Below are 24,151 nucleotides of genomic sequence, written 5' to 3'. Positions count from 1 at the left end.
GGCCGGCCGCCCACCGCGGGTATCGTCCGCCGCGTGCCCGGCCGTCCCGCCGCCGACCTCGTCGTCCCCGTCGCGGCGGGTCCCGGCGACCTGCGCGCGGTCCTCGCCCGGATGCGCGCGATCACGCTCGCGGACGGCGACACGCTCACCGTCGTCGACAACCGCGGCACTGGCGTCACCGACCCCGCCGTCCTCCTCGCGGCGGACGTCCCGACGTCCTACTTCGCCCGTAACGCCGGCGCCGCGCGCGGGCGCGCGCCGTGGATCGTCTTCCTCGACGCCGACGTGCGCCCGCCCGCCGACCTCCTCGACCGGCTGCTCGGCGACCCGCCGCCGCCGCTCGGGGTCGGCGTCATCGCCGGTGGCGTCGTCGACGACCCGGTCGGCCCCGACGGCCCGCTCGCCGCGCGCTTCGCGGAGCTCCAGGCGGTCATGGCCCAGGGCGAGACCTTGAGCCGCGGCCGCTGGGCCTTCGCGAAGACCGCCCACGCCGCCGTCCGCCGCGAGGCCTTCGACGCCGTCGGCGGCTTCCGGGAGGGCGTCCGCTCCGGCGGGGACGCGGACCTCTGCTGGCGCGTCGTCGCGGCCGGATGGACGCTCGAGCACCGGCCCGCCGCCGCCGTCGTCCATGCGAGCCGCACGAGCCTGCGCGCGATGCTCGGGCAGCGCTTCCGCCACGGCTCGGGCGCCGCGTGGCTCGACGCCGAGCACCCCGGCTCGCTCCCGCCGCGGCGGTGGCCCGGCCTGCTCTGGTGGGGCGTGCGGCGCGCCGCGACCGGCCTCGGGGCCCTGCGCCGCGGTGACCGCGACGCCGCGATCCTCGGCCTGCTCGACGGCCCCGCGACGTGGGCCTTCGAGCTCGGGCGGCGCGTGCCGAACCGGCCGCTCGGCCGCCGCCGTCAGCCCCGGTAGGGGTCGCCGCGACCGAGCCGGCGCCGCAGCCCGGGCAGCGCGAGCACCGCGCGCCGGACCTGCTCCTCGCGCCGCAGCGGGCGCCGCGCAGCGACCTGCGCCCACGCCGCGCGCGCCTCCGCGTAGCGTCCCTCGCGGGCGAGCCCGGCGGCGAGCGCGGCGTGATCGTCCGCGATGACCCGGTCGGCGGCGCGCGGGCCGACGAGCTCCGCGTGGCGCTCGTGGACCGCCAGCTGCGCGGCGGCGAGGCCGGCGACGTCGGCCGTCAGCCCGCCCGGGTGGCGGCGGTAGCGCACGGTCGTCTCCCCCACGCATACGGCGTCGACCCCGCCGGCGCAGAGCCGCAGCCACAGCTCCCAGTCCTCGGCGACGCGCACCGGCCCCGTGAATCCGCCCGCCTCCGCCAGCGCCGCGCGGCGCAGGACGACGCTCGACGTCGGGACCGGGTTCGCCGCGTAGAGCTCCCGGCCGAAGTCCGTCGCGGCGAGCCGTCCCGCCGGCGGCTCCGCCCACCGCTCCCCGGTCGGGCGGCCGTTGGGGCCGACGACGAGCGCGCGCCCGAAGGCCCAGCCGGCCCCGGGCTCGGCGGTGAGCGCGCCCGCGACGCGCGCGAGCGCCCCGGGCAGCCACGCGTCGTCGGCGTCGCAGAGGGCGACGAGGCCGACGTCCTCCGGCAGCGCGTCGAGGCCCGCCTGCCGGGCCACCGCCGGCCCTCCCGCGGTCTCCCGGCGGACGAGCGTGACGCGCGGCGCGTGGTCGGGGTGCAGCGCGAGCGGCTGCGGCGAGCCATCGTCCACCACGACGACGACCGGCTCGCCCGGCTGCGCGAGGATCGCGTCGAGCGTCTCGGCGAGGTACGGCGCGAAGCCGTGCACGGGGACCAGGACGCCGGCGCGCATCGCCGCGACCCTACCCGGCGGCGGGCGCGATCAGCGCGGCGGGACCGGGGGCCACGCGGTGGCTGCCTCGGGCACGCCGGCGAACGCCGGAGCGGGCGCGAGCACCGCGGGCGCCGCCGCACCGGGCACGGCGCCCGCGAGCGCCACGCGCCGGTCGCCGGGACGCGGGCGCCGCGAGTAGTCCATCGCCGGCTTCTCGACGAGGCGGTGCAGGACCTCGGCGGCCGCGAAGATCGCCGGGATCGCGACGGCGAGCGAGATCGCCAGCCGCCGCCAGATCGGCTGCCCGTCGCCGATGTCGTGGACCGCCCAGTAGACGACGCCGTGGACGAGGAAGATCGAGTACGAGCGGTCGCCGACCCACGCGACGAGCGGCCCGCGGAACGGGAGCCACACGCCGCCGCCGCGGAACTGCCGGATGACGACGGCCGCGAAGATGCAGCCGCCGGAGAGCGTCCCGACGAACACGCGCTCGCTGTCCCCGGTCGGCGCCCAGTGCGGCGCGGCCCAGAGAAGGAAGACGCCCGCCACGAGGAGCGCACCCGAGGTCCACCGCGGCAGACGCAGCCACGCCTCCGGACCGGGGTGCCTGACCGCGAGCACGGCGAGGAGGATGCCGGGCAGGAACGAGCGCAGGCCGCCGAGCGGCGACTGCGTCACCGGCGTCACCGGGTCCAGGCCGGCCTGCTCGAGCAGGATGCCGGCGACCGCCAGGAGGACGATGCCGGCGACCGCCACCGTCCCGCCGCGGCGCCAGCGGCGGATCGCGCGGGCCGAGGCCCACGCGACGAGCGGCAACACGAGGTAGAAGAGCGCCTCGACGTCGAGGGACCACGCGTGGTCGATGAGGGCCGCGACGTGCCCGTGGTGGTAGACCTGCGCGAAGCCGAGGAGCGCGAGGATCTCGCTCCCGCTCGAACCCTGCCGGCCGTAGGCGACGATGATGACGAGGATCGCGACCCAGAAGGCCGGGACGATGCGGCCGACACGGTGGCGCCCGTAGCGGCGGAACGACGGCAGCGGCCGGTCCTCGAGCACCGCGCGGATGAACGGGCGCGACAGGAGGAAGGCCGACAGCGCGAAGAAGATGAAGACCGTCGTCTGCATCCCGAGGATGAGCGAGCCGGCGACCTTTCCGTAGCCGCCCTCGAAGTCGTAGGTGCCCGTCGTGAGCAGCAGGACGCCCGCGGTGATGTGGAAGCAGACGACGCTCATGAGCGCCCACGCGCGCAGCGCGTCGCCCGCCTGCAGCTCGGCGTCCCTCCCCCGTCGCCCCGATGCCCACTCCATCGCGAGAAAGGGTACCGTCCGGCCACACCGCCCGATCCAGGAGTCCCGCATGAGCACGTCCGACACCGCCGCCGACGCCACGATCCTCGTCGACCGCCGCGACGACGGCGTGGCCGTCATCACCCTCAACCGGCCGAAGGCGCTCAACGCGCTGAACCTCCAGGTCATGCGCGAGGTCGCCGCCGCACTCGCCGAGCTCGAGGGCGACGCGTCGATCGGCTGCGTGCTGCTGACCGGGTCCGAGCGCGCGTTCGCCGCCGGCGCCGACATCAAGGAGATGGCGGAGGCGTCGTACATGGACATGTACCTCCCGGACTGGTTCGCCGGCTGGGACGCGGTCGCGAACTTCCGCAAGCCGATCGTCGCCGCCGTCGCCGGCTACGCCCTTGGCGGCGGCTGCGAGCTCGCGATGATGTGCGACGTCCTCATCGCCGCGGACACCGCGACCTTCGGGCAGCCGGAGATCAAGCTCGGGATCATCCCGGGCATGGGCGGCTCGCAGCGGCTCACGCGCGCGGTCGGCAAGCCGAAGGCGATGGACCTCGTGCTCACCGGACGCAACCTCGGCGCCGAGGAGGCCGAGCGCGCCGGCCTCGTCTCGCGGATCGTCCCCGCCGACGACCTCCTCGAGGAGGCCGGCAAGGTCGCCGCGACGATCGCCGCGATGTCGCTGCCGACGGTCATGATCGCCAAGGAGTCCGTCGCCCGCGCCTTCGAGACGACGCTCGCCGAGGGCGTCCGCTTCGAGCGCCGCGTCTTCCACTCGCTCTTCGCGACCGAGGACCAGAAGGAGGGCATGGCCGCCTTCATCGAGAAGCGCAAGCCGAACTTCGTGGGGCGCTGAGCGGACGGCGGGCCGGCGCGGACCGCGCCGCGACGGCCCCGCCTCACCGGGGCCCCCGCGCGATGGGCGGTCACGGGCTCGAACCGTGGACCCCCTGCTTGTAAGGCAGGTGCTCTGACCAACTGAGCTAACCGCCCGGGCTGGTGCCGAAGGTTACGCGCTGCCGAGCGAGACGAGCGCGACGCCCACGAAGGCGACGACGACGCCGACCGCCTGGACGCGGCGCACGCGCTCGCGGAGGACGACGCGCGCGAGGAGCACCGTCATCACCGGGTAGAGCGACCCGACGACCGCGACGATGCTCAGGGCGCCCCGGGTGATCGCGAGGGCGTAGAGGCTCGTCGCCGCGCAGTCGAGCTGGGCGACGCCGACGAGACGGTAGAGGTCGGCCCCGCGCGGCACGGCCAGGCCGCGCCGGCGGACGAGGAGGGCGACGACCGGGACCGCCGGCAGGCGGGAGAGCAGGATCGCCCACGCGCTCGAGCCGTCGGCTGCCGTGTCGTACAGGGTGAAGAAGAGCCCGAAGCCGAGCGCGGCGGCGAGCGACAGGCCGACGACGAGCCGCGTCCCCGCCGCCGCCGGGTTGTCCGGTGCCGCCTCCCGGCCCGCGAGGACGACGCCGGCGAAGGCGAGGACGAGGCCCACGACGATGAGCGCCGTGAGCTCGTCGCCCGTCGCGACGCCGACGGCGACCGGGACGGCGGCGCCGGTCGCCGAGATCGGCGCGACGATCGACATCGTCCCGATCGACAGCGCGCGGTAGAAGAGCGCGAGGGCGGTCACCCCGGCCACGCCGGCCGCCACGCCGGTCAGCGCGTGGCGGGCGTCCGGGAACGGGTCGTTCGCGAGGACGACGATCGTCGTGGCCGTGATGAGGCCCCCCGCCTCGATGACGAGCAGGACCGACAGCGACGGCCAGCGACGGCTGAAGAACCCGCCGCAGAAATCGGCGGCGCCCCAGGAGGCGGAGGCGAGGAGGGACAGGAGGACCGCGACCACCCGCGGAGGTTAAAGCCCTGTCGCCCGGGGCGGCGTCCTTGCGGATGCGATGCGTGACCGGGCGACAGGAGGGCGGGAGGATGGACGACATGCGCAGTCGTCCTATGTACACAGCGGTGGGATGGATCCGCAGTGCGTGAGATGCATCTTCGACCCGCAACCTGAAGGGACGCTGTGGCGAAGGTGAGGCTTTCGTAAAGGTCCGCGGCGCCGGACCCGTAGGATGTGCGGCACCACGCCCCCATGGTCTAGTGGTTATGACGCTCGCCTTTCACGCGAGAGATCGCGGGTTCGAGCCCCGCTGGGGGTACTCCTGCTCAAACGGGCCGCGCGGCCGCCGACGATCCGGGTGTGCACCTGCCCCTCCCGAGCCCGGCGGACCCGCCCGACGCGGCGCCCGAGGTCATCACGCTCGACCGGCGGACGATCGACGAGATCGCGGCCGGGCTGCGCGACCTGAGCGCGAACGCGCTCGGCCGGCTCGAGCACGGGTTGCAGGCGATGGCCGGCGGCGACTTCACCGAGATCGCCGAGTCGACGGCCGAGCCGCTGATGCTCGCGTCCGACGACGCGGGCCTGCGGGCGGTCGTGGACGTCTTCAACGCGATGCTCCAGCGCACCCAGGCGGCCCTGGACGCGTACGAGATCCTGCGCCGCGACCTCACCGAGGCGCTCGGGGACCAGTCCTGCCTGCCCGACCTGCTCGCCGCCCTGCAGAGCCTCGACACCCACTGCCTCTCCGACCTCGACGGCGGCCTGCAGGCGATGGCCGACGGCGACCTCACCCGGGCCGCCCGACCGGTCACCCGGCCGCTGCGCGCCCGCCCCGGCGACCGGCTCGGCGCGCTCGGGGACGTCTTCAACGGGATGCTCGCGCGGTCGCGGACCGCGTTGCGCAGCTACGACGCGGTCCGCGAGGACCTGCGCGTCGCCCTCGGGGACGAGAGCTGCCTGGACGAGCTGCGCCAGCGACTGCAGAGCCTGCAGCGCCACTGCCTGCGCGACATCGAGGAGGCCCTCGAGGCGATCGCCGAGGGCACCCGCCTCTCCCGTCCGATCGCCCCCGCCACCGAGCCGCTCCCGATCGAGGGGACCGACAGCGGCGGCGAGCTCGCGGCCCTCTTCAACCGCGCGCTCGTCCGCGCGCGGGCGTCCGTCACGCTGCTGGCCCGCATCCAGTCCGGCCCGGAGCCCGGTCCGTGACGGCGACGGCCGAACCGGATCTCCAGGCGCTCCGGGCCCGGCAGCTCGAGCTCGTCGTCCGGGGTGACCGCAACGCCGCGCTCCTCGAGGCCGGCCGCGCCCTCGAGGCCGGGCTGTCGCTCGCCGACTTCGTCTTCGAGGTGCTCGCCCCCGTCCAGAGCCAGATCGGCCTGCTCTGGCAGGACGGGCGCATCACGACCGAGCAGGAGCACATCGCGACGAACATCGCGGAGATCCTCCTCACCCTCGCCGCGTCGCGGCACACCCCGGCGAACACGGGCGCGAACCTCGTGCTCTGCCTCGCCGACCGCGACCACCACAACCTCCCGGCGCGCATGATCGCCGAGCTGCTCCGGCTCGACGGGCACCGTGTCACGTTCCTCGGCGCCCCCAGGCCCGGACCGAGCCTCACGACGATGCTCGAGAAGCTCCGGCCCGACGCGGTCGTCCTCAGCTGCTCGCTCGCCATGAACCTGCCCGGGCTGCGCGCGCTCGCCGACACGGCGCACGAGAGCGGGATCCCCGTCCTCGGCGGTGGCCGCGGGTTCGACGGCGAGCCCGCCCGCGCCCGTCGTCTCGGCATCGATGCCCACGCCGCCCAGCTCGACGAGGTCGAGGACGCCCTGGAGCGCATGAGCGGGGTGGCCCCCGCCGCGGCATCGGCGCCGAGCGACCGCGCCCAGCAACACGACGAGCTCGCCGCCGCGCGCGGCCCGCTCGTCGAGGAGCTCATGGAGCGGATCCGCTGGCGCGCCGAGCCGCTGCTGCCACGACCGCTCCGCGACCCGCGCATCCTCCGCGACTACACGACGAACCTCATGCGGTTCCTCGAGGCCGCCGTCCTTTGCGACGACCGCATCCTCGCCGACTACACCGCATGGCTCGGCGCGCGGCTCGCCACGCTGCGGGCCTCGCCGGCATTGCTGCCGACGATCCTCGACATCACGCAGGAGCGCCTGGCCCTCGACACGCCGATCGCCGCGCGGACCGTCGCCCGCACCCGCACCTCCGGCTGAGGCGCCGGCCGAGCGGCATCGTCAGTTGTCGCCGCCCTGGCCGTCGCTCGGGTCGTCGCTGTTGTCGCCCGCGCCCGGGTCGGTCGCCCCGGGGTCACCGGCCGCGGCCTGGGCGTCCGCCGCGTCGAGCGCGTCGAGCTGGGCAGGCGTGACGATGACGTCGAGCTCGGTCAGCGCGCGGCCGCGGGGCGTCGCCTTCACCGCGACGCCGTAGACCTTCATCCCGGCGTCGAGCAGCGCGAGGCAGCCGTCGCCGTCATTCGGCGAGGCCGCGGCGGCGGAGGCGGAGGCCGGACCGTTCGGGTCGGCCATGTCCGCCCCGGTGCTGCCGTCGGCGTAGCCGGTCGTGTACGCCGCGGTGTAGGCGGCCGCCTCGGCGGCGGTCATGCCGTCCAGGCCCGCGGCCGGGTTCGGCGCGTCACCGCCCTCGCCGTCGGAGTAGCCGTCGTCGTAGCCCGCGCTCTGGGCGTCGGCGACGGCGCCGGCCCCGTCGGCGCCGCTCGACTGGTCCTCGGCAGCGAAGCCCGCGGCCGGCGCGCAGCGAACGTCCGCGTCCGGGGACAGGCGGCTCTGGACGACCGACCCGTCCTCGAGCACGAGGCGGATGTGGCCGGTCGCGGCGTCGAACGCCGTGATCGTGCCGATGCTCGTGCCGTCGGCCGAGGTGAACGAGCGGGACGCGCCGGCGACGGCGCGGCGGATGCCCGTGCCCTTCTTCTTCGCCTTCGAGGCCGTCTTCCGGGACGTCTTCGCGGCCGCGTGCTTCTTGGCGTGCGGCCTGGCGTGGTGCCCGGCGGCGGACGCCTGACCCGCTGGCGCGAGGGCGGCGACGAGGACGACGGTGGTGGCGACGGCGAGTCGGGTGCGGCTGACGGGCATGGGGCGCGGACCTTTGCGGGAGGGTTGACCTTCGCCCCTCCCATCGGCACCGCTCGCGCCGGCGTCGCGCGGCCCGCCCCGGCCTCGACGGATGACCGGGCCGGGTGGTCCCCGGCCCGTCAGAACTGGGGACCCCGGCGCGCGCCGGGGCCCAGGACGCTCAGCGGCGGTTGCCACCCCCGCCGAAGAGCATGAGCATGAACTGGAAGACGTTGACGACGTCGAGGAAGATCGACGCCGCGATGAGCGTCGCCTGGTCCATGCCCGCGCGCTGCAGACGGTTGAAGTCGAACACCGTGTAGGCGCCGAAGACGCCGAGGCCGAGGAGCGCGTAGACGATGTTGCCGCCCGGGATCGAGACGAAGAGTGTCACGAGCCCGAACAGCAGCAGCCCGATGAGCGCGAAGAACAGCCCGCGCGCCATGCCGCTCAGGTCACGCCGCGTCGCGTAGCCGTAGGCGCCGAGCACGCCGATGAAGCCCGCCGTCGCCCCGGCCGACTGATAGACGACACCCGGGTCGCTGTTGGCGTAGTAGTTGAGGATTGGGCCGAGGCCGACGCCGAGCAGCGCGCCGACGGCGAACAGCAGCGTGATGCCGAACTGCTGGCTGCGCGCGTTGGCGGCCGGCAGCCCCATGAGGCAGCCGAAGGCGAGGATGAACGCGAGGAAGCCGGCGCCGCGCGCCGCGTCCCGGCCGAGGTACGCGCCGAGCGCGGTGAACAGGCACGTGATCGCCACGAGCCCCATGACCTGCCCGAAGACCGCACGAGAATCGGTGCGACTGGGGGCAGCGACACGACCGGCGGTGAGATCGCTGAAGGTGGGCATGGGTTGATTGTAGTCGCGCGGCGTCCGACGCCGATGGGAACATGTGTTCGTGGCACGGCGGAAGGTTCGGGAGCGGGAGGCGGCGAGGAGGCTGCGGCGGGAGGGCCTCGCCGTGCGCGTCATCGCGGACCGTCTCGGCGTCGCCCAGTCGTCCGTCTCGGTCTGGGTGCGCGACATCACGGCGGCTTCGGCGCCGGCCGCACCGATTGCCGACCTGCTCCCGGGCGGCGTACCCACGGGGGCCACGGACCGGATGCGCGTGAAGCGCTGCCCGCGTTGCGCCACGGAGAAGCCCGCTACGGACTTCAACCGCACCGGCACCGGCCTCACCGCCTGGTGCCGAGCGTGTTACCGCGAGTACCACCACAGTCGACGCGAGGCCGGCCGGGTGGTTCGTCGCGCCGCCGCCGATCGAGGCCGCCGCCACGTCGCCGCCGCGCTTGAAGGAGCGACATGCGCCGATTGCGGGCTCCGCGACCCGGTCGTCATGGAGTTCGACCACCTCGGCGAGAAGCGCGCGAACGTCGCCCGGCTGCTGGGCAACGGCACGAGTCCCCGCCGCCTCGACGAGGAGATCGCCCGCTGCGAGATCGTCTGCGTGAACTGCCACCGCCGCAGGACAGCCCGGCGTGGCGGGCACCGACGTGGGCTCGAGCGGTGGTGGGAGGCACCACCGCCCCCGGGCCGCGCGACCGCGCGTAACATCGCGATCGCCTACGCGGCCCTCGAGTCCGCCGGATGCGTCGACTGCGGTCTGGAGGACCTGTGTGTCCTCGACTTCGACCACATCGCGGGCAAGACCGCGAACGTCATCGAACTGGCGCGCGACGGCTGTTCCGTCGACCGCCTCCGCGCCGAGATCGCGCGGTGCGAGGTCCGCTGCGCGAACTGCCACCGCCGCAGGACAGCAGTCGCCGCCGGCTACTACCGCTCGCCGGACGGTCCGTCATGATGTCCGGGCCCTCGTAGCTCAGTTGGTAGAGCAGCGAACTTTTAATTCGCGGCGCGCCGGTTCGAGCCCGGCCGGGGGCACTGGCCGCCCACCGCCCGCCACCCCAGGCGGGCCGGCGTCGTTCTGGCCCGGCTACCGCCGCGCCGTCAGCCGGTCGAGGAGCAGCTCGATCGACTGCTCGAGCTGCGCGAGGGTCGCGTCCTCCACGCGGGAGACGCCGGTCTCGCGGTTGAGCCAGATGTTGATCTCGGCGGGCGTGAGGCCGTCGCGCCGGCGCAGGTCGCCGACGAGGCGGTGGCGCTTGTCACGCAGGAGGGCGCGGCGCTCGTAGGCGGGCATGCCCGGGACGTCCTCGTCGTCCTCCTCGTCGGCCTGGCCGCCGGCGCCCGCCGAGGCGCTGATCGCCGACGGGAAGCTCGGCACGATCCGCTTCGCCGCGGGAGGGCCGCCCGGCTCCCCCGGCGGCGGACCGAAGAGCGTCATCTGCGGGACGACGTCGGCGCTGAGCGGGACGAAGGCCTCGCCCTCTTCCTCCGGATCGCGCTCCTTGCGCTCGCGCTCGACCGGGTCGTCGAGGACGCTCTCGTCGAGGCCGCGGCGCAAGACGTGGCGCAGCTCGCCCTCGACGTTCTCGGCGTGATCGCGGAGGATCGGGTCCGCCGGCAGGTAGACCCACGAGAGGTCCTGGCCCCGGCCGGGGATCGCCCGGACGAAGCGCCCGACGATCTGGCGGAAGATGAGCGGCGTCTTGGCCGCCGTCGCGTAGACGCCGACGCGCAGGCGCGGGATGTCGACGCCCTCGGAGACCATGTTCACCGCGACGAGCCACTCCTCGCGCGAGTCGGTGAACGCGGCGAGCTTCTGCGCGGCCCGCGCCTCGGTGTGGAGGACGACGGTCGGCGCCTTGCCGGTGATCTCGCGCAGCAGCTTCGCGACCGCCTTGGCGTGGTGGCCGTCGGCGGCGATGACGAGGCCGCCGGCGTCCTTGTGCCCGCCCGCCCGCGTCTCGGCGAGCTTCTCGTGGGCCTCGCGGAGGATGCGGGGCATGCCGTCCGGCAGGTCGGTCGAGATCGCCGTGCGGTAGCGGCGGCCCGCCTCCCGCGCGCTGAGCACGGTGTCGAACGAGGACTCGATGACGTCGTCGCCCGACTGCCAGGAGAGCGTCCCGTCGTACGTGATGAAGGCGACGGGCCGGCAGACGTGGTCGCGGACGGCGTCGGCGTACGTGTAGGAGATGTCGGGCACGACGACCCCGTCGCGGTCGTACCGCATGCCCGGGATCGGCGTGGCGTCCGACCGGAACGGCGTCCCGGAGAGCAGCAGGAGCTTGTCGGTGCGCTTGAACGCCGCGCTGAAGCCGTTGCCCCAGGCGAGGTCCTCGCCGAGGTGATGCGCCTCGTCCGCGATGACGAGCGTCCCCGGCGAAACGAGCGAGCCCCACTTCTCCCCCGACGCGGCGACGCGGGCGTACGTCACCGCGATGCCCTGGAAGTCCTTCGGCGGCCGCGGCGACTCGGCGTCCGGCACGAGGTGCAGCCCAAGCCGTCCCGCCGCCTGCGCCCACTGCCGGGTGAGCGGCGCCGTCGGGCAGACGAGCGCGACGCGGTCCGCGCGGCCGTCCTTGAGCATCCGCTTGGCCTGTTCGAGGGCCGGACGGGTCTTCCCCGCGCCGGGCGCGGCCGAGATGAGGAACGAGCCGCCCTTCCAGTGCTCGAGGGCGGCGAGGGCGCGGACCTGCCACGGCCGCAGCGGCGGGGTCTTTGAACGGGACAGCGGAGTCATGCGGAGGCGGGAATGCTGCGGGATGGACCGGACGGTCCGCGAAACCCCTGGACAGGCGCAGGAACGGCGCTCAGCCGCCGGCGAGGAACGCGTCGGCCTCGATCTCGACGAGCAGCCGCGGGTCGATGAGGCGGCTGACCTCGACCATCGTCGTCACCGGCCGGATGTCGCCGAAGCGCGCCCCGTGGGCCCGTCCGACGTCCTGCCAGCGGTCGATGTCGGTGACGAAAACCCGCGTGCGCACGACGTCGGCGAGCGCCCCGCCGACCGTCGCGAGCGCCCGCTCGATCGCGTCGATCGCCGCGTGCGCCTGGGCCTCGGCGTCCCCGAGGCCGAGGACGACGCCGTCCTCCCCGGACGCCGTGCAGCCCGCGACCCACACGTGCGCGCCCGCCCGCACGACGCGGCTGTAGCCGACCTGCGCCTCCCACGCGCCGCCCGACCCATGTCGCTCCACGTCGCCCACGGACCCGCTCGTCCTAGTGCCGGAAGTGGCGGCGCCGGGTCATGACCATCGCGATGCCCGCGGCGTCGGCGGCCGCGACGACCTCGTCGTCGCGGATCGAGCCGCCCGGCTGGATGACCGCGGTGATACCGGCCTCGAGGGCGAGCTCCGGCCCGTCGGCGAAGGGGAAGAACGCGTCGGAGGCGAGGACCGCGCCCTTCGGGTCCACGCGGCACTTCTCGAGCGACAGGCGGACCGAGTCCACCCGGGACATCTGCCCCGCGCCGATCCCGATCGTCCGCAGCCCCGAGACGAGCACGATCGCGTTGGACTTCACGTGCTTGGCGACGCGCCAGCAGAAGAGGAGGTCCTCCCACTCGGCGTCGGTCGGGCGCCGCTCGGTGACGACCTCCATCGCGTCGCGGGCGTCCTTCACGCTGTCGCGGTCCTGGATGAGCAGGCCGCCGGTGACCTGCTTGACCTCCGCCTCACCGAGCAGCGGGGCGCGCTTCTCCTGGTCGTCGAGGATGCGGATGTTCTTCTTCTGCGTGAGGACCTCGAGTGCGTCCGCGTCGTACCCGGGAGCGATGAGCACCTCGATGAACTGCTCGTTCAGTGCCTCGGCCGTCGCCTTGTCGACCCGCCGGTTCAGCGCGATGACGCCCCCGTACGCGCTGAGTGGATCGCAGTCGAAGGCCTTGCGGTAGGCCTCCAGCGCGGCGCCACCGAGGGCCACGCCGCACGGGTTGTTGTGCTTGACGATCGCCGTCGCCGGGACCTCGAAGTCGCGGACCATCGTCCGCGCCGCCTCGAGGTCGAGGAGGTTGTTGAACGACAGCTGCTTGCCGTGGTGCTGGGAGACCATCGACAGCAGGTGCGTGCGGGCGCCGACCTGCGCGTAGTACGCCGCGCGCTGGTGCGGGTTCTCGCCGTAGGTGAGGTCCATGACCTTCTCGTACGCGCGGACGTACTGCGGCGCGAAGTCGTCGTGCTTCTCCTGGAACCAGCGGGAGATCGCCGTGTCGTAGCGGGCGGTCGTCGCGAAGGCCTCGGCCGCCAGCGCCTCGCGGGTCTCGAGCGAGAGCTTCCCGTCGGCCTCGGAGAGCTCCATGAGGATCGCGTCGTAGGACTCGGGGTTCACGACGACGGCCGAGAAGGCGAAGTTCTTCGCCGCCGCGCGGATCATCGTCGGGCCGCCGATGTCGATGTTCTCGATGACCTCGGCCTCGTCGACGCCGCGGCGCGCCGCCGTGCGCTCGAACGGGTAGAGGTTCACGCAGACGAGATCGACGAACTCGATGTCGTTCGCGGTCGTCGCCTCGAGGTGCTCGGGGTTGTCGCGGACGGCGAGCAGCCCGGCGTAGAGCTTGGGGTGGAGCGTCTTGACGCGCCCGTCCATGATCTCCGGGAAGCCGGTGAAATCGTCGATCGCCCGAACCTCGAGCCCGGCCGTCGCGAGCTCCTTCGCCGTGCCGCCGGTCGAGACGATCTCCACCCCGAGGTCGGCGAGCCCGCGCGCGAAGTCGACGATGCCGCGCTTGTCCGACACCGAGAGCAGCGCCCGGCGGACCCGGACCTCCCCGGGGGCGGTGGTGGGCGGGGCGGTGGTGGCGTCGGACATGGCGTCCACGAGGATACGGGAGGCGGTCAGCCCGGGCCGATCAGCGGCCCGTCCCCGACGAGCATCCGCCGCGGGTGGCCGGGGTCGGGCCGGACCTCGCCGCGGGCGAAGCGCCGGACGGCCTCGCAGAGCAGGGCGTGCTCGAGCGGCCGCAGGACCGTGTGCACCTCCTCGACCCGCCGGGCGGACGGGAGATCGACCGCGCACTGGCCGAGGATCTGCCCCGTGTCGACGCCGTCGTCGACGAGGTGGACGGTGACGCCGAAGACCTTCACGCCGTAGTCGAGCGCCTGCTCGATCGCCCGGATACCGGGGAAGGCGGGCAGCAGCGACGGGTGGACGTTGACGAGCCGCCCGGCCCACGCCGTCGTGAACCCCGGCGACAGCAGCGCCATGTAGCCGGCGAGGACGACGAGCTGCACGTCCCGCTCCGCGAGCCAGGCCGAGATCGCCGCGTCACGCGCCGCGCGGTCGGCGAAGTCGTCCTTCGGGAAGACACGGGACGGCACCGCGAAGGCGGCCGCCCGCGCGAGTGCCGGGGCGTCCGCCCGGTCGCTGGCGAGCGCGACGACATCCGCCTCGACGCCGTGCACGCCGTCCAGCAGCGCCTGCAGGTTCGTCCCCTCCCCCGACGCGAGGACGCCGACGCGCAGCCGCGCGGGCGGGCCGCCGGCGGTCACGCGACGAGGCGCGCCTGCGCCGGGACGACGCGGAGCTTCGGATACATGCCGCCGGTGGACTCCAGGCGCCCCTCCGCCATGAGCCCGTCGACGCGGCCGAGGACGTCCGCCGCGCTGAGGTGGTCGAACGTCCCGTACTCGGGCAGCCCGTCGTAGCTGTACTTCTCGATGACCTTCGAGCGGCCACCGCGCAGGATCTCCACCACGCGCGTGCGCCCGACCGACGGCTCGGCCCCGCGCACGACCGCGAGGATCGCGTCGTCGAGCGAGCCTCCGTCGCCGCCGCCCTTCGTACCCGCCGCTGCTCCGCTCCGGCCGCCCGCGCGGCCACGCGTCTTCCCCGAGACCTTGATCGCGTCCCAGACCGCCTGCGGCACGACCGCCGCGTCGCAGACGTCGCAGCACCCGACGCCGGGGAGGGGCGCGGGCGGGCGGCGGTCCCCGAAGTGGTCGAGGATCGCCTGCCGGCGGCAGCCCTCGCCCTCGGCGAACGCCCAGATCGCGCGGTACTGCTTCCAGCGTGCGTCGACCGCCTCGCGCGTGAGCGAGCGGCACGCGTTGAGCGCACGCTGGTCGAACGGCGCGAGGATGCGGCCACGCACCCGGTCGACCGGGGCGGGCACCGGCTGGACGACCCCCGCCCGCGCGAGGGCGCCGACGATCGCCTTCACGCGGTCCTCGTCGTCGCGGTCCGCGCACAGGTCGGTCACCGGGACGTCGTAGCGCCCGTCGGCCGCCGCCTGCCCGATCCGGCGCGCCACCTGCTGCAGCTGCGCGTCGTCGGACTCGCCCCGCTTGATGAAGAAGACGTGCAGCGCCTTGTCCTTGGCCGCCGCGAAGAGCAGCGCCTTCGCCGGCGCGCCGTCACGGCCCGCACGGCCGGCCTCCTGGTAGTACGCCTCGAGCGAGGAGGGCACGGTCTCGTGGACGACGGTCCGCACGTCGGCCTTGTCGACGCCCATCCCGAACGCGTTCGTCGCGACGACGACGTCGACCTCGCCCTCCATGAACCGCCGCTGGGCCTCCGCGCGCGCGTCCCGGGCGAGGCCGGCGTGGTAGGCGATGACGGGCCGCCCGAGCGTCCGCTGCAGGTCCTCCGCGGTCTGCGCGCAGCCCTTCCGCGTGCCGGCGTAGACGATCGCCGGGGTGGCGCCGGGCTCGGCGAGCGCCGCCGCGATCTGGCGTGCCTTCGCGGCGGCCGTCGTCACCGGCACGACGCCGAAGGAGAGGTTCGGCCGGTCGAAGCCGGTCGCGACGCGCACCGGCTCCTGCAGGCCGAGCCGCTCGACGATGTCGGTCGCGACCTGGGGGGTCGCGGTCGCCGTCGAGGCGATGATCGCCTGCGCCTTGAGCCAGCGCGCCGCGTCGGCGAGCCGGAAGTAGTCGGGGCGGAAGTCGTGGCCCCACTGCGAGACGCAGTGCGCCTCGTCGACGACGAACAGCCCGATGCGCACGGTCGCGAGCGCCCGGACGAAGCCGGGCGAGCTGAAGCGCTCCGGCGCGACATAGAGCATCCGCAGCCGCCCGTCGAGCGCCGCCTGCAGGGCCTCGTCGTTCGTCTGCATGGCCTGCTGGGCGTTGATGAGCGCCACCCGGCCCGGCGCGATCCGCCGCAGCCCGTCGACCTGGTCCTGCATGAGCGAGACGAGCGGCGAGACGACGAGCGTCAGGTCGTCCCGCATGAGCGCGGGCAGCTGGTAGCAGAGCGACTTGCCCGCGCCCGTCGGCATGACGACGAGCGTGTCGTGACCGGCGACGGCGGAACGGACCGCTTCCTCCTGGCCGGGGCGGAAGCGGTCGAAGCCGAAGTGGTCGTGGAGGGCGGCGTGCAGATCCATCAGGACCCACGACGGTACCGGCGGGTCCGGCGGTCAGGGGTCCCCCGTCGCGCTCCCGTCGCGAAGTCGCCGCAAACCGCGGCCGCGGGCGACTACGGGGCGCGGCCGCGAGCCCGGTCGGGCGCTCGCCGAGGCCGGTCAGGCGCTCGCGGAGGCGGGCACCTCGGACGGGAGCATCCCGGGAGGGCCGAGGAGCGTGATGCCGTGCTCGTCCGCGAGACGCCCGACGAGCTCGGCGTCGGGCGCCGCCGGGTCGGGGACGCGGCGCTCGGGCGCGGGCACGCCGGCCGCGCGGACGAAGGCCTCGAAGCCGGGCCCCGCCGTCACGAGGAACCGGGCGCCCTCGGGGCCGGTCCGGTAGGTGTGCGGGATCCCGCGCGGGGCCCGGGCCGCCTCGCCCGCCCCGAGCGTCAGGTGCGTCGTCCCGGCCCACAGCTCGAGCGTCCCCTCGAGCACGTAGAAGCCCTCGTCCTCGTCGCGGTGCAGGTGCAGCGGCGGCATCGCGCCGGGCCCCTCGGTGCACTCGAGCAGCGCGTCGCCCCCGGCCGCGCCCGCGCCGTGGTGGAGCTCCATGAGGTTCCCGAGGAACCAGATCGCGTCGGACATGTCCTTCTCCCTCGTCGGTATAGACTCCGATTCGGAGCCTCTACCAACCTAAGGTCTGAAACAGAGTTTTGTCAAGCCCGCGTCTGTCCCCCCTCTCGTTCGTCATCCTCACCCTGGTCGGCGACGTGGGCGCCGGCGCCCACGACATCGCCCTCTCGATGCAGCGCGGGCGGCTGTACTGGACGGCCGCGCCGAGCCAGTACTACGCCGAGGCCAAGCGCCTGGCGACGCTCGGCCTGCTCGACGCCGAGCAGCAGCCCGGCCGCACCGGCCCGAGGACCCACTACCGGATGACCGACGCGGGTCGCGACGCGCTGCGCACGTGGGCGCGCACGCCGGCGCAGTTCCCGAAGCTCCTGCAGGAGCCGGCGGTCCGGCTGCTCGCCACGGACATCGTCGGGACGGGTGCGGTGCTCGAGGGGCTCGCGGCCCTGCGGGACGACCTCGCGGCCCTCGACGCCGAGCTCGACGACGCGGAGGAGCGCGCGGCCGGCCTGCCGTCCCGGAAGACCGCCCTCCGGCTCAACCACCGGCTCTCGCGGCGACTCGTCGCCGCCCAGCGCGAGTGGCTCGACGAGGTGGAGGCGGAGTTCGGTCCGGAGGCCGGCTAGATGAGTGATTCCACGCCTGGGTTGGGGGCGTGGGTTTGGAGGGGACATAAGCAGGCAGGTCGAAGTCGGCGGTGCTCACAACACCCATCGCCGACCCTGGGGGCCTCGATTGGACGCCGACCTCGACCTGCTGCTCATCACAGTGTTCTGCATCGCCGACGATCTCCTTCCTGAGAAGGCGGCGAACGCCAGGCGCAGGCTCAGCGACGCGGAGGTCATCACGTTGCTCGTCGCACAGTCGATGATGGGCATCACCTCCGACCGGCGGTTCTTGCGCGCCGCCGGCCGGCAGCTCACCGGCTTGTTTCCGTCGTTGATCGGCCAGTCGGGCTGGCACAAACGCCGCGCCCGGCTGGTCGATGAGCTGGAACACGTCCTCTCCGTGCTCGCCCGCGAGTGCCCGGGGTACTGGGATGACGTCGTCGTCATCGACTCAACCCCGGTGGAAACCGCGCGCTCGCGCGAGACCGTCAAGCGCGCCGGCGCGGGCCGCCTCGGTGATGCGATCGCCGACGCTGCCGCCTACGGCTACTGCCCCAGCCACTCCCGCTGGTTCTTCGGCATGCGCCTGCACGGCGTCTTCGGCCTGGACGGCACGCCCAGAGCGCTACGGCTGCTCGGGGCCGACCGGCCCGAACGCGACGTCGCCCTCTCGATGCTCCCCGGCGCGCTCCGTGGCGGCGAGACGATCATCGGCGACAAGAACTACTCCGGCCGCGACTTCGCCGCCGCGATCGGGCAGATGGGAGCCCTGCTACTACGGCCCCCACGCAAAGACGAACCCCAGACCGCGCCACGGCTGGCCAAGGTCCGCCAACGCGTGGAGTCGATCTTCTGGACCTGCAAAGACCTGCTCAGCCTCGAACGCCATGGCGCCCGGACCCTGCACAACCTCCGCGGCCGCGTCCTGCAACGCATGCTCGCCCTCACCGCCGGCATCTACCTCAACAGCCACCTCGGCCGCCCGACCCGCGCCCTGGCCAACTACACCAGCTGACCAGACCGCGGAATCAATCATCTAGGGAGAGCGACGCAGTCGTCGCGCGATTGCCAAGGGCGATCGCCCAGCGGACTTAGGCCTTCGCGACCATCGGGAGCGCGATTGCCAAGGGCAATCGCCCGACGAACCTAGGCCTTCGCGACCATCGGGAGCGCGATTGCCCCGTCCTCGAGCGCGAACTTGCCCTTGGAGTCCGTCGTGCCGGCCAGCGGGTAGTTGCCCGTGAAGCACGCGTCGCAGTGCGTGGCCTGGGTGCCGCGAACCGCCTCGTACACACCCTCCATCGAGATGTAGGCGAGCGAGTCGGTCCCGAGGATCTCCGCGATCTCGGCCGGCGTGCGGTTGTGCGCGATCATCTCCTCGCGCGTGGACATGTCGACCCCGTAGTGGCACGGGTTGCGCAGCGGCGGGGCGGAGATCCGCATGTGGACCTCACGGGCGCCGGCGTCGCGGAGCATCTGGACGATCTGCCGGGTCGTGTTGCCGCGGACGATCGAGTCGTCCACGACGACGAGCGACTTGCCGCCGACGATCTCCGGCAGCGGGTTGAACTTCAGCCGCAGGCCGTGCTTGCGCAGCTCCTGCCCCGGCTGGATGAACGTCCGGCCGACGTAGCGGTTCTTGATGAGGCCGTCGTCCTGGGGCAGGCCGGCGGCGCGGGCGTAGCCGCGGGCGGCCGGGTTGCCCGAATCGGGGACCGCGATGACGAGGTCGGCGCCGGGCGCCGGCGCCTCGCGGAAGAGGATCTCCCCCATGCGCCCGCGGGCGGCCTGCAGCACGTCCCCGTTCATGCGCGAATCGGGCCGCGCGAAGTAGATGTACTCGAAGACGCAGAACGACCGGCGGGCAGGCTCGACGACCTGATGGGTCTGCAGCCCGGCCGCGGAGATCGAGACCATCTCCCCCGGCTCGACCTCGCGGACGAGCTCCGCGCCGATGATGTCGAACGCGCACGACTCGGAGGCGACGCAGTAGCGCTCGCCGATCCGGCCCAGGACGAGCGGGCGGATGCCGTTCGGGTCGCGGAAGGCGACGACGCGGTCGTTCGTCATGACGACGGTCGAGTAGGCGCCCTGCAGGCGTGGCATGACGCCCTTGACGGCGGCCTCGATCGAGTCGCCCTCGTGCGAGGCGAGCGCCGCGGCGATGATCTCCGAGTCCGACGTGGAGCTGAAGGAGACGCCCGCGGCGCGCAGCTCGGAGTGGAGCTCGACCGCGTTGATGAGGTTGCCGTTGTGGGCCAGTGCGAGCTCGCGGCGGTTGCCGCCGCTGCCGGCCGAGCGGTGCACGGGCTGCGAGTTCTCCCACTCGTTCGAGCCGGTCGTCGAGTAGCGGACGTGCCCGACCGCGAGGTCGCCGCCGAGGGCACGCAGGTCGTGCTCCTTGAAGACCTGGTTCACGAGGCCGAGCGCCCGCTGGGTGACGATGTAGCCACCGTCGTCGGCGGCGGCGATGCCGGCGGACTCCTGCCCGCGGTGCTGCAAGGCGTAGAGCGCGAAGTAGGCCAGGCGCGAGACTTCGTGTCCGGGTCCGTAGATCCCGAATACGCCGCACTCGTCGCGGGGTCCTTCGCGCGGGTCCAGATCGTGAGGATCGAGGCTCATGAGCGCAGTTGTCCGCCACGGGTGTGACGACGTGTTCACAGGCTACCAACGGATCGGACGGTGTCCGAGCCACTGGCCAAGTCCCTGCAAACAGGGGACTATTCCGAGCCGCGGCGGCGGCCCGGCGCCGTTTATGGGAAGAGCTTGGCCAGCGCCGCGTGGCCGGCGGCGAGCTGCTCGAGCGGGACGGTGACGAGCTCGTCGCCCGCGGCGATGGTCAGCACGTCCCCCCCGACCTCGCCGAGTATGCGCACCGGGACCCCCTTCGCGGCGAGCGCCTCGATCGCCTCCGCGTCGCCCGAGACGACGAATCCGCCGGGCCCCTCGCCGAAGAGCGCGGCAAACGCGTCGTCCGGGGCGTCGAGCTTCAGCGTCACGCCGATGTCGCCCGCCAGGCAGGCCTCCGCGACGGCGACCGCGAAGCCGCCCTCGGCGATGTCGTGGGCCGAGGCGAGGGAGCCGTCGCGGACCCCCTCGCGGACCGCGGCCTGCACGGCGATGACCGCGTCGAGGTCGACCTCAGGCAGGCCGTCCGGCAGCGCCTCGCCGCGGAGCTTCGCGAGCTCGGAGGCGGCGAGCGGCGGCGCGGCCTCCCAGCCGACGAGCGCGACCTGGTCGCCCTCCTCGCCGAAGCCGAGGACGCCGGCGGCGTCGACGTCGGGCAGCGCGCCGACCATGCCGACGACGGGCGTCGGGTAGATCGGGCCGTCGGCGCCCTGGTTATAGAGCGAGACGTTGCCGCCGACGATCGGGGCCTCCAGCGCGCGGCAGGCGTCGCCCAGGCCGCGGACGGCCTCGGTGAGCTGCCAGGCGATCTCGGGCTTCTCCGGGTTGCCGAAGTTCAGGTTGTTCGTCGTCCCGAGCGGCTTGGCGCCCGCGCAGGCGAGGTTCGCCGCGCACTCGAGCGCCGCCTCGATCGCCCCGGTGTACGGGTCGGCGGCGACGCGGCGGCCGTTGCAGTCGATCGACGCGGCGAGGCCGGAGCCGTCGGGCAGCGCGAGGACCGCGGCGTCGCACTCCCCGGGCCGGCGCATCGTCCGCGACTGGACGATGCAGTCGTACTGCTCGAAGAGCGGCAGGCGCGAGGCGATGTTCGGCGAGGCGAGCAGCGCCAGAAGGGTGTCGGTGGCGGACGCGCCGCCGTCGAGCGTCGCCTCCGGGGCCGCGTACAGCGGCGCCGACGGCTTCTCGGGCTGCAGGTCGTAGAGCGGGCAGTCGTCGACGAGCGCCTCGACGGGCATCTCCCCCACGAGGTCGTTCCCGCGGAAGATCCGCATCGCCCGGGTGTCGGTGACCGTCCCGATGACCGTGCCGTGGACCTCCCACTTGTCGGTGATCGCGACGACGGCGTCGACGTTCTCCGGCGTGCAGACGCAGAGCATCCGCTCCTGCGACTCGGAGACCATGATCTCGAACGGCTCCATGTCGCCCTCGCGGAGGGGGACCTTCGCGACGTCGATGTCGATGCCGACCTCGCCCTTGGACGCCATCTCGGAGGCGGACGAGGTGAGCCCCGCCGCGCCGAGGTCCTGCAGCGAGACGAGCAGCCCCTCGGCCAGGAGCTCGAGGCAGCACTCGACGAGCTTGGCCTCCTCGAACGGGTCGCCGACCTGGACGGTCGGGCGCTTGTCCGCGTCGTCGTCCCCGAGCTCGGCGCTCGCGAGCACCGACGCGCCGCCGATGCCGTCGCGGCCGGTCGAGGCGCCGAACAGGATGATCGGGTTGCCGACGCCGACCGCCGCGCTCTTGATCATCGTCTCCTGCGTCACGAGACCCATCGCCATCGCGTTGACGAGGCAGTTCGTCTCGTACGGGCCCTCGAAGTAGACCTCGCCGCCGATCGTCGGGACGCCCATCGAGTTGCCGTAGTGGCCGATGCCGGCGACGGCCCGGTCCAGGAGGTAGCGCGAGCGCTCGCTCGTCGGCTCGCCGAAGCGCAGGGAGTCGAGGATGGCGATGGGCCGCGCGCCGAGCGCGAAGATGTCGCGGAGGATGCCGCCGACCCCGGTCGCGGCGCCCTGGAAGGGCTCGACCGCGGACGGGTGGTTGTGCGACTCGACCTTGAAGACGCAGATGAGGTCCGAGTCGCCATCCGGGTCGACCGAGACCGCGCCGGCGTTCTCGCCCGGGCCCATGACAACCGCGGCGCCCTCGGTCGGGAGCGTGCGCAGGATCTTCTTCGAGTGCTTGTACGCGCAGTGCTCGCTCCACATGAGCGAGAACATCGCGAGCTCGACCTGGTTCGGCGCGCGGCCGAGCTTGTCGGACACGAGGGCGTACTCGTCGGCGGTGAGGCCGAGCGCGATCGCGTCCTCGACCCCCGGGAGGGTGATCTCAGACATGCGTGAGTCCTTGGGCGAGCGAGGCGAAGAGGGCGAGCGCGTCGTCCGAGCCGGTGCGGGCGTCGACGGCGTGCTCGGGATGGGGCATGAGGCCGACGACGTTGCGGGCGGTGTTGCAGACGCCGGCGATGTCGTTCAGCGAGCCGTTCGGGTTCGAGTCGTTCGCGTAGCGGAAGACGACCTGCCCGTCGGCCTCCATCTGCTCGAGCAGCGCCTCGGGCGCGTAGTAGCGGCCCGTCTGGTGCTTGGAGGGGATCGAGAGGACGTCGCCCGCCGTGCACGCCCGCGTGAACGGCGTCTCGGTCGAGCAGACCTCGACGTCGACCTGGCGGCAGATGAAGCGGCGGCGCTCGTTCGGGAGCAGCGCGCCGGGGAGCAGGCCGGTCTCGCAGAGGACCTGGAAGCCGTTGCAGATTCCGACGACCGGGCCGCCGTTGTTCGCGAACGCGATGACCGCGGCCATAACCGGGCTGAACTGCGCGATCGCGCCGACGCGCAGGTAGTCGCCGAAGGAGAAGCCGCCGGGGACGACGATCGCGTCGACGTCCTTGAGGTCCGCGTCGCGGTGCCAGAGGATGACCGCCTCGGCGCCGTCCACCGTCTCGCAGGCCGCCAGCGCGTCCCGCTCGTCGCACGAGCCCGGGAACTGGACGACCCCGAACCTCATGACGACGTGAGGACCTCGTAGTCCTCGATGAGCGGGTTGGCGAGGAGCTTCTGGCACATGGCGTCGAGCTGCTCGGGGTCCTCGACGTCGAGCTCGACGAGGCGGCCGACGCGGACGTTGCTCACGCCGCCGAAGCCGAGCGCCGGGAGCGCCTGCTCGACCGCGATGCCCTGGGGATCGAGGATGCCCGCCTTCGGGCGGATGAGGACCTGGGCCTTCATGCGGAGGCCCCGGTGCGCTCGAGCCACGCCGAGAAGGGCTGCCCGGTGATGGTCTCGTACGCCTCGATGTAGCGGGCGCGCGTGCCGGCGACGATGTCGTCGGGGATCGCCGGGGCGGGCGGCGCTTTGTCCCAGCCGCTGCCGGCCGCCCAGTCGCGGACGTACTGCTTGTCGAACGACGGCTGCCCGTGCCCGACCTCGTAGACGTCGGCGGGCCAGTAGCGCGAGGAGTCCGGCGTGAGGACCTCGTCACCGATGATCAGGGTGCCGTCGGCATCCAGGCCGAACTCGAACTTCGTGTCGGCGAGGATGACGCCGCGCTCGCGGGCCATCTTCGCGGCGGCGGAGTAGAGCTCGATCGACGCGGTCCGCACGCGCTCGGCGAGGTCGCGGTCCCCGATCGCCTCGACGGTGCCCTCGAAGTCGATGGGCAGGTCGTGGCCCTCGGTCGCCTTCGTCGAGGGCGTGTAGATCGGCTCCGGGAGCTGCTCGGACTCCTGCAGGCCGGCGGGCAGCTCGATCCCGGAGACCGTGCCCGTCTTCTTGTAGTCGCTCCAGCCCGAGCCGGTGATGTAGCCGCGCACGACGCACTCGACGGGCAGCATCTCGAGCTTGCGGACGACGACCGCGCGGCCGCGCAGGGCGTCCGGCACGCGCTCGGTGTAGGAGATGACGTGGTTCGGGACGAGGTCCGCGGTCTGCTCGAACCAGTAGGCGCTCAGGCCGGTGAGGACCGCGCCCTTGCCGGGGATCGGGTTCGGGTGGACCGCGTCGTACGTCGAGATGCGGTCGGAGGCGACCATGAGGAGCGCGTCCCCGAGGTCGTACAGCTCGCGGACCTTCCCGCGGGCGATGAGGGGCAGGTCCGGTTCGATCGTGCTCACATGGCCGGATGCTACAAGCCTCGGCGG

23 protein-coding genes and 3 tRNA genes are annotated in these 24,151 nt (G+C 73.5%); 9 read left to right on the top strand and 17 right to left on the bottom strand.

What is annotated here, in order from left to right:
- Positions 1–33 precede the first annotated feature (33 nt).
- Positions 34–912 carry a glycosyltransferase family 2 protein gene (locus NBH00_RS01285; protein WP_254571551.1) on the top strand — a complete coding sequence of 293 codons (879 nt, stop codon included), beginning with the start codon at positions 34–36 and terminating at the stop codon, positions 910–912.
- On the opposite strand, the gene NBH00_RS01280 is transcribed toward NBH00_RS01285, so the two are convergent.
- Both NBH00_RS01280 and NBH00_RS01275 read right to left on the bottom strand, forming a co-directional pair.
- Positions 900–1,811, bottom strand: a complete 912-nt coding sequence (locus tag NBH00_RS01280) for a glycosyltransferase family 2 protein (RefSeq protein WP_254571550.1) — start codon at positions 1,809–1,811, stop codon at positions 900–902. The two genes, NBH00_RS01285 and NBH00_RS01280, sit on opposite strands and share 13 nt — an antisense overlap.
- 30 nt (positions 1,812–1,841) lie before the next feature.
- On the bottom strand, positions 1,842–3,101 hold the full coding sequence (locus NBH00_RS01275) for an acyltransferase family protein (protein WP_254571549.1): 1,260 nt from the start codon (positions 3,099–3,101) through the stop codon (positions 1,842–1,844).
- A gap of 49 nt (positions 3,102–3,150) precedes the next feature.
- Here NBH00_RS01275 and NBH00_RS01270 point away from each other — a divergent pair, with 49 nt between their 5' ends.
- Positions 3,151–3,945 carry an enoyl-CoA hydratase gene (locus NBH00_RS01270; protein WP_254571548.1) on the top strand — a complete coding sequence of 265 codons (795 nt, stop codon included), beginning with the start codon at positions 3,151–3,153 and terminating at the stop codon, positions 3,943–3,945.
- Positions 3,946–4,008: 63 nt separating this feature from the next.
- Here the strand turns inward: NBH00_RS01270 and NBH00_RS01265 are convergent.
- Both NBH00_RS01265 and NBH00_RS01260 read right to left on the bottom strand, forming a co-directional pair.
- Positions 4,009–4,082, bottom strand: a tRNA-Val gene (locus NBH00_RS01265).
- A 16-nt stretch (positions 4,083–4,098) separates the two neighbouring features.
- Positions 4,099–4,944, bottom strand: coding sequence for an EamA family transporter (locus NBH00_RS01260; protein WP_254571547.1), 846 nt, complete (start codon positions 4,942–4,944; stop codon positions 4,099–4,101).
- Positions 4,945–5,181: 237 nt separating this feature from the next.
- Between NBH00_RS01260 and NBH00_RS01255 the strand changes: the two genes are divergently transcribed.
- The 3 genes from NBH00_RS01255 (at position 5,182) to NBH00_RS01245 (ending at position 7,163) form a co-directional block, all read left to right on the top strand.
- Positions 5,182–5,254 (top strand) — tRNA-Glu (locus NBH00_RS01255).
- A gap of 41 nt (positions 5,255–5,295) precedes the next feature.
- The gene (locus tag NBH00_RS01250; protein ID WP_254571546.1) at positions 5,296–6,147 is read left to right on the top strand and encodes a hypothetical protein; all 852 of its coding nucleotides are present in this window, start codon (positions 5,296–5,298) and stop codon (positions 6,145–6,147) included.
- Positions 6,144–7,163 (top strand): cobalamin B12-binding domain-containing protein, encoded by a 1,020-nt coding sequence (locus NBH00_RS01245; protein WP_254571545.1) that lies wholly within the window; start codon positions 6,144–6,146, stop codon positions 7,161–7,163. The genes NBH00_RS01250 and NBH00_RS01245 overlap by 4 nt, the downstream gene beginning before the upstream one ends.
- Positions 7,164–7,184: 21 nt before the next feature.
- Here NBH00_RS01245 and NBH00_RS01240 read toward each other — a convergent pair whose 3' ends face one another.
- Both NBH00_RS01240 and NBH00_RS01235 read right to left on the bottom strand, forming a co-directional pair.
- Positions 7,185–8,042, bottom strand: a complete 858-nt coding sequence (locus NBH00_RS01240; protein WP_254571544.1) for a hypothetical protein — start codon at positions 8,040–8,042, stop codon at positions 7,185–7,187.
- Between the two features lie 160 nt (positions 8,043–8,202).
- Entirely contained in the window at positions 8,203–8,871 is a 669-nt protein-coding gene (locus tag NBH00_RS01235) for a Bax inhibitor-1/YccA family protein (RefSeq protein ID WP_254571543.1), read from the bottom strand.
- A 112-nt stretch (positions 8,872–8,983) separates the two neighbouring features.
- Between NBH00_RS01235 and NBH00_RS01230 the strand changes: the two genes are divergently transcribed.
- A complete protein-coding gene (locus tag NBH00_RS01230) occupies positions 8,984–9,823 on the top strand; it encodes a hypothetical protein (protein ID WP_254571542.1) in 840 nt (279 codons plus the stop codon).
- A 7-nt stretch (positions 9,824–9,830) separates the two neighbouring features.
- Positions 9,831–9,903: transfer RNA gene (locus tag NBH00_RS01225), tRNA-Lys, on the top strand.
- A gap of 52 nt (positions 9,904–9,955) precedes the next feature.
- Here NBH00_RS01225 and NBH00_RS01220 read toward each other — a convergent pair.
- The 6 genes from NBH00_RS01220 to NBH00_RS01195 form a co-directional block, all read right to left on the bottom strand.
- The gene (locus NBH00_RS01220) at positions 9,956–11,605 is read right to left on the bottom strand and encodes a DEAD/DEAH box helicase (protein WP_254571541.1); all 1,650 of its coding nucleotides are present in this window, start codon (positions 11,603–11,605) and stop codon (positions 9,956–9,958) included.
- Between the two features lie 70 nt (positions 11,606–11,675).
- The gene (locus NBH00_RS01215) at positions 11,676–12,062 is read right to left on the bottom strand and encodes a RidA family protein (RefSeq protein ID WP_367401361.1); all 387 of its coding nucleotides are present in this window, start codon (positions 12,060–12,062) and stop codon (positions 11,676–11,678) included.
- A 22-nt stretch (positions 12,063–12,084) separates the two neighbouring features.
- Positions 12,085–13,671, bottom strand: coding sequence for a bifunctional phosphoribosylaminoimidazolecarboxamide formyltransferase/IMP cyclohydrolase (gene purH / locus NBH00_RS01210; RefSeq protein ID WP_254571539.1), 1,587 nt, complete (start codon positions 13,669–13,671; stop codon positions 12,085–12,087).
- Between the two features lie 26 nt (positions 13,672–13,697).
- Positions 13,698–14,351 carry a phosphoribosylglycinamide formyltransferase gene (purN, locus tag NBH00_RS01205; protein WP_254571538.1) on the bottom strand — a complete coding sequence of 218 codons (654 nt, stop codon included), beginning with the start codon at positions 14,349–14,351 and terminating at the stop codon, positions 13,698–13,700.
- Positions 14,348–16,189: a RecQ family ATP-dependent DNA helicase gene (locus NBH00_RS01200; protein WP_254571537.1), complete on the bottom strand. Its 1,842-nt coding sequence runs from the start codon at positions 16,187–16,189 to the stop codon at positions 14,348–14,350. Before NBH00_RS01200 ends, purN begins: the two co-directional genes overlap by 4 nt.
- Before the next feature lie 138 nt (positions 16,190–16,327).
- Positions 16,328–16,795, bottom strand: a complete 468-nt coding sequence (locus NBH00_RS01195; protein WP_254571536.1) for a cupin domain-containing protein — start codon at positions 16,793–16,795, stop codon at positions 16,328–16,330.
- Positions 16,796–16,863: 68 nt separating this feature from the next.
- Between NBH00_RS01195 and NBH00_RS01190 the strand changes: the two genes are divergently transcribed.
- Together NBH00_RS01190 and NBH00_RS01185 are read left to right on the top strand one after the other, a co-directional pair.
- On the top strand, positions 16,864–17,406 hold the full coding sequence (locus NBH00_RS01190) for a helix-turn-helix transcriptional regulator (RefSeq protein ID WP_254571535.1): 543 nt from the start codon (positions 16,864–16,866) through the stop codon (positions 17,404–17,406).
- 109 nt (positions 17,407–17,515) lie between these two features.
- Positions 17,516–18,403 (top strand): transposase, encoded by an 888-nt coding sequence (locus NBH00_RS01185; RefSeq protein WP_254569811.1) that lies wholly within the window; start codon positions 17,516–17,518, stop codon positions 18,401–18,403.
- Between the two features lie 131 nt (positions 18,404–18,534).
- Here NBH00_RS01185 and purF read toward each other — a convergent pair whose 3' ends face one another.
- The 5 genes from purF to NBH00_RS01160 form a co-directional block, all read right to left on the bottom strand.
- Positions 18,535–20,010, bottom strand: coding sequence for an amidophosphoribosyltransferase (gene purF / locus NBH00_RS01180; protein WP_254571534.1), 1,476 nt, complete (start codon positions 20,008–20,010; stop codon positions 18,535–18,537).
- A 131-nt stretch (positions 20,011–20,141) separates the two neighbouring features.
- The gene (purL, locus tag NBH00_RS01175; protein WP_254571533.1) at positions 20,142–22,352 is read right to left on the bottom strand and encodes a phosphoribosylformylglycinamidine synthase subunit PurL; all 2,211 of its coding nucleotides are present in this window, start codon (positions 22,350–22,352) and stop codon (positions 20,142–20,144) included.
- Positions 22,345–23,019: a phosphoribosylformylglycinamidine synthase subunit PurQ gene (gene purQ, locus NBH00_RS01170; protein WP_254571532.1), complete on the bottom strand. Its 675-nt coding sequence runs from the start codon at positions 23,017–23,019 to the stop codon at positions 22,345–22,347. The genes purL and purQ overlap by 8 nt, the downstream gene beginning before the upstream one ends.
- Positions 23,016–23,240, bottom strand: coding sequence for a phosphoribosylformylglycinamidine synthase subunit PurS (purS, locus tag NBH00_RS01165; protein WP_254571531.1), 225 nt, complete (start codon positions 23,238–23,240; stop codon positions 23,016–23,018). The genes purQ and purS overlap by 4 nt, the downstream gene beginning before the upstream one ends.
- Positions 23,237–24,115: a phosphoribosylaminoimidazolesuccinocarboxamide synthase gene (locus tag NBH00_RS01160; RefSeq protein WP_367401360.1), complete on the bottom strand. Its 879-nt coding sequence runs from the start codon at positions 24,113–24,115 to the stop codon at positions 23,237–23,239. The genes purS and NBH00_RS01160 overlap by 4 nt, the downstream gene beginning before the upstream one ends.
- Between the last annotated feature and the right edge of the window lie 36 nt (positions 24,116–24,151).

Source organism: Paraconexibacter antarcticus, assembly GCF_024220175.1.
GTDB classification, from domain to species: Bacteria; Actinomycetota; Thermoleophilia; order Solirubrobacterales; family Solirubrobacteraceae; genus Paraconexibacter; species Paraconexibacter antarcticus.
Note: the sequence above shows the minus strand (reverse complement) of the source record. Positions and strands in the feature narration are given on the sequence as shown.

What these genes read in the sequence shown, in the direction of transcription:
- NBH00_RS01280 (WP_254571550.1), bottom strand. Translation starts at nt 1,811, where the DNA reads ATGCGCGCCGGCGTCCTGGTCCCCGTGCACGGCTTCGCGCCGTACCTC.
- NBH00_RS01275 (WP_254571549.1), bottom strand. Translation starts at nt 3,101, where the DNA reads ATGGAGTGGGCATCGGGGCGACGGGGGAGGGACGCCGAGCTGCAGGCG.
- NBH00_RS01270 (WP_254571548.1), top strand. Translation starts at nt 3,151, where the DNA reads ATGAGCACGTCCGACACCGCCGCCGACGCCACGATCCTCGTCGACCGC.
- NBH00_RS01240 (WP_254571544.1), bottom strand. Translation starts at nt 8,042, where the DNA reads ATGCCCGTCAGCCGCACCCGACTCGCCGTCGCCACCACCGTCGTCCTC.
- NBH00_RS01235 (WP_254571543.1), bottom strand. Translation starts at nt 8,871, where the DNA reads ATGCCCACCTTCAGCGATCTCACCGCCGGTCGTGTCGCTGCCCCCAGT.
- NBH00_RS01220 (WP_254571541.1), bottom strand. Translation starts at nt 11,605, where the DNA reads ATGACTCCGCTGTCCCGTTCAAAGACCCCGCCGCTGCGGCCGTGGCAG.
- purH (WP_254571539.1), bottom strand. Translation starts at nt 13,671, where the DNA reads ATGTCCGACGCCACCACCGCCCCGCCCACCACCGCCCCCGGGGAGGTC.
- NBH00_RS01200 (WP_254571537.1), bottom strand. Translation starts at nt 16,189, where the DNA reads ATGGATCTGCACGCCGCCCTCCACGACCACTTCGGCTTCGACCGCTTC.
- NBH00_RS01195 (WP_254571536.1), bottom strand. Translation starts at nt 16,795, where the DNA reads ATGTCCGACGCGATCTGGTTCCTCGGGAACCTCATGGAGCTCCACCAC.
- purF (WP_254571534.1), bottom strand. Translation starts at nt 20,010, where the DNA reads ATGAGCCTCGATCCTCACGATCTGGACCCGCGCGAAGGACCCCGCGAC.
- purL (WP_254571533.1), bottom strand. Translation starts at nt 22,352, where the DNA reads ATGTCTGAGATCACCCTCCCGGGGGTCGAGGACGCGATCGCGCTCGGC.
- purQ (WP_254571532.1), bottom strand. Translation starts at nt 23,019, where the DNA reads ATGAGGTTCGGGGTCGTCCAGTTCCCGGGCTCGTGCGACGAGCGGGAC.
- purS (WP_254571531.1), bottom strand. Translation starts at nt 23,240, where the DNA reads ATGAAGGCCCAGGTCCTCATCCGCCCGAAGGCGGGCATCCTCGATCCC.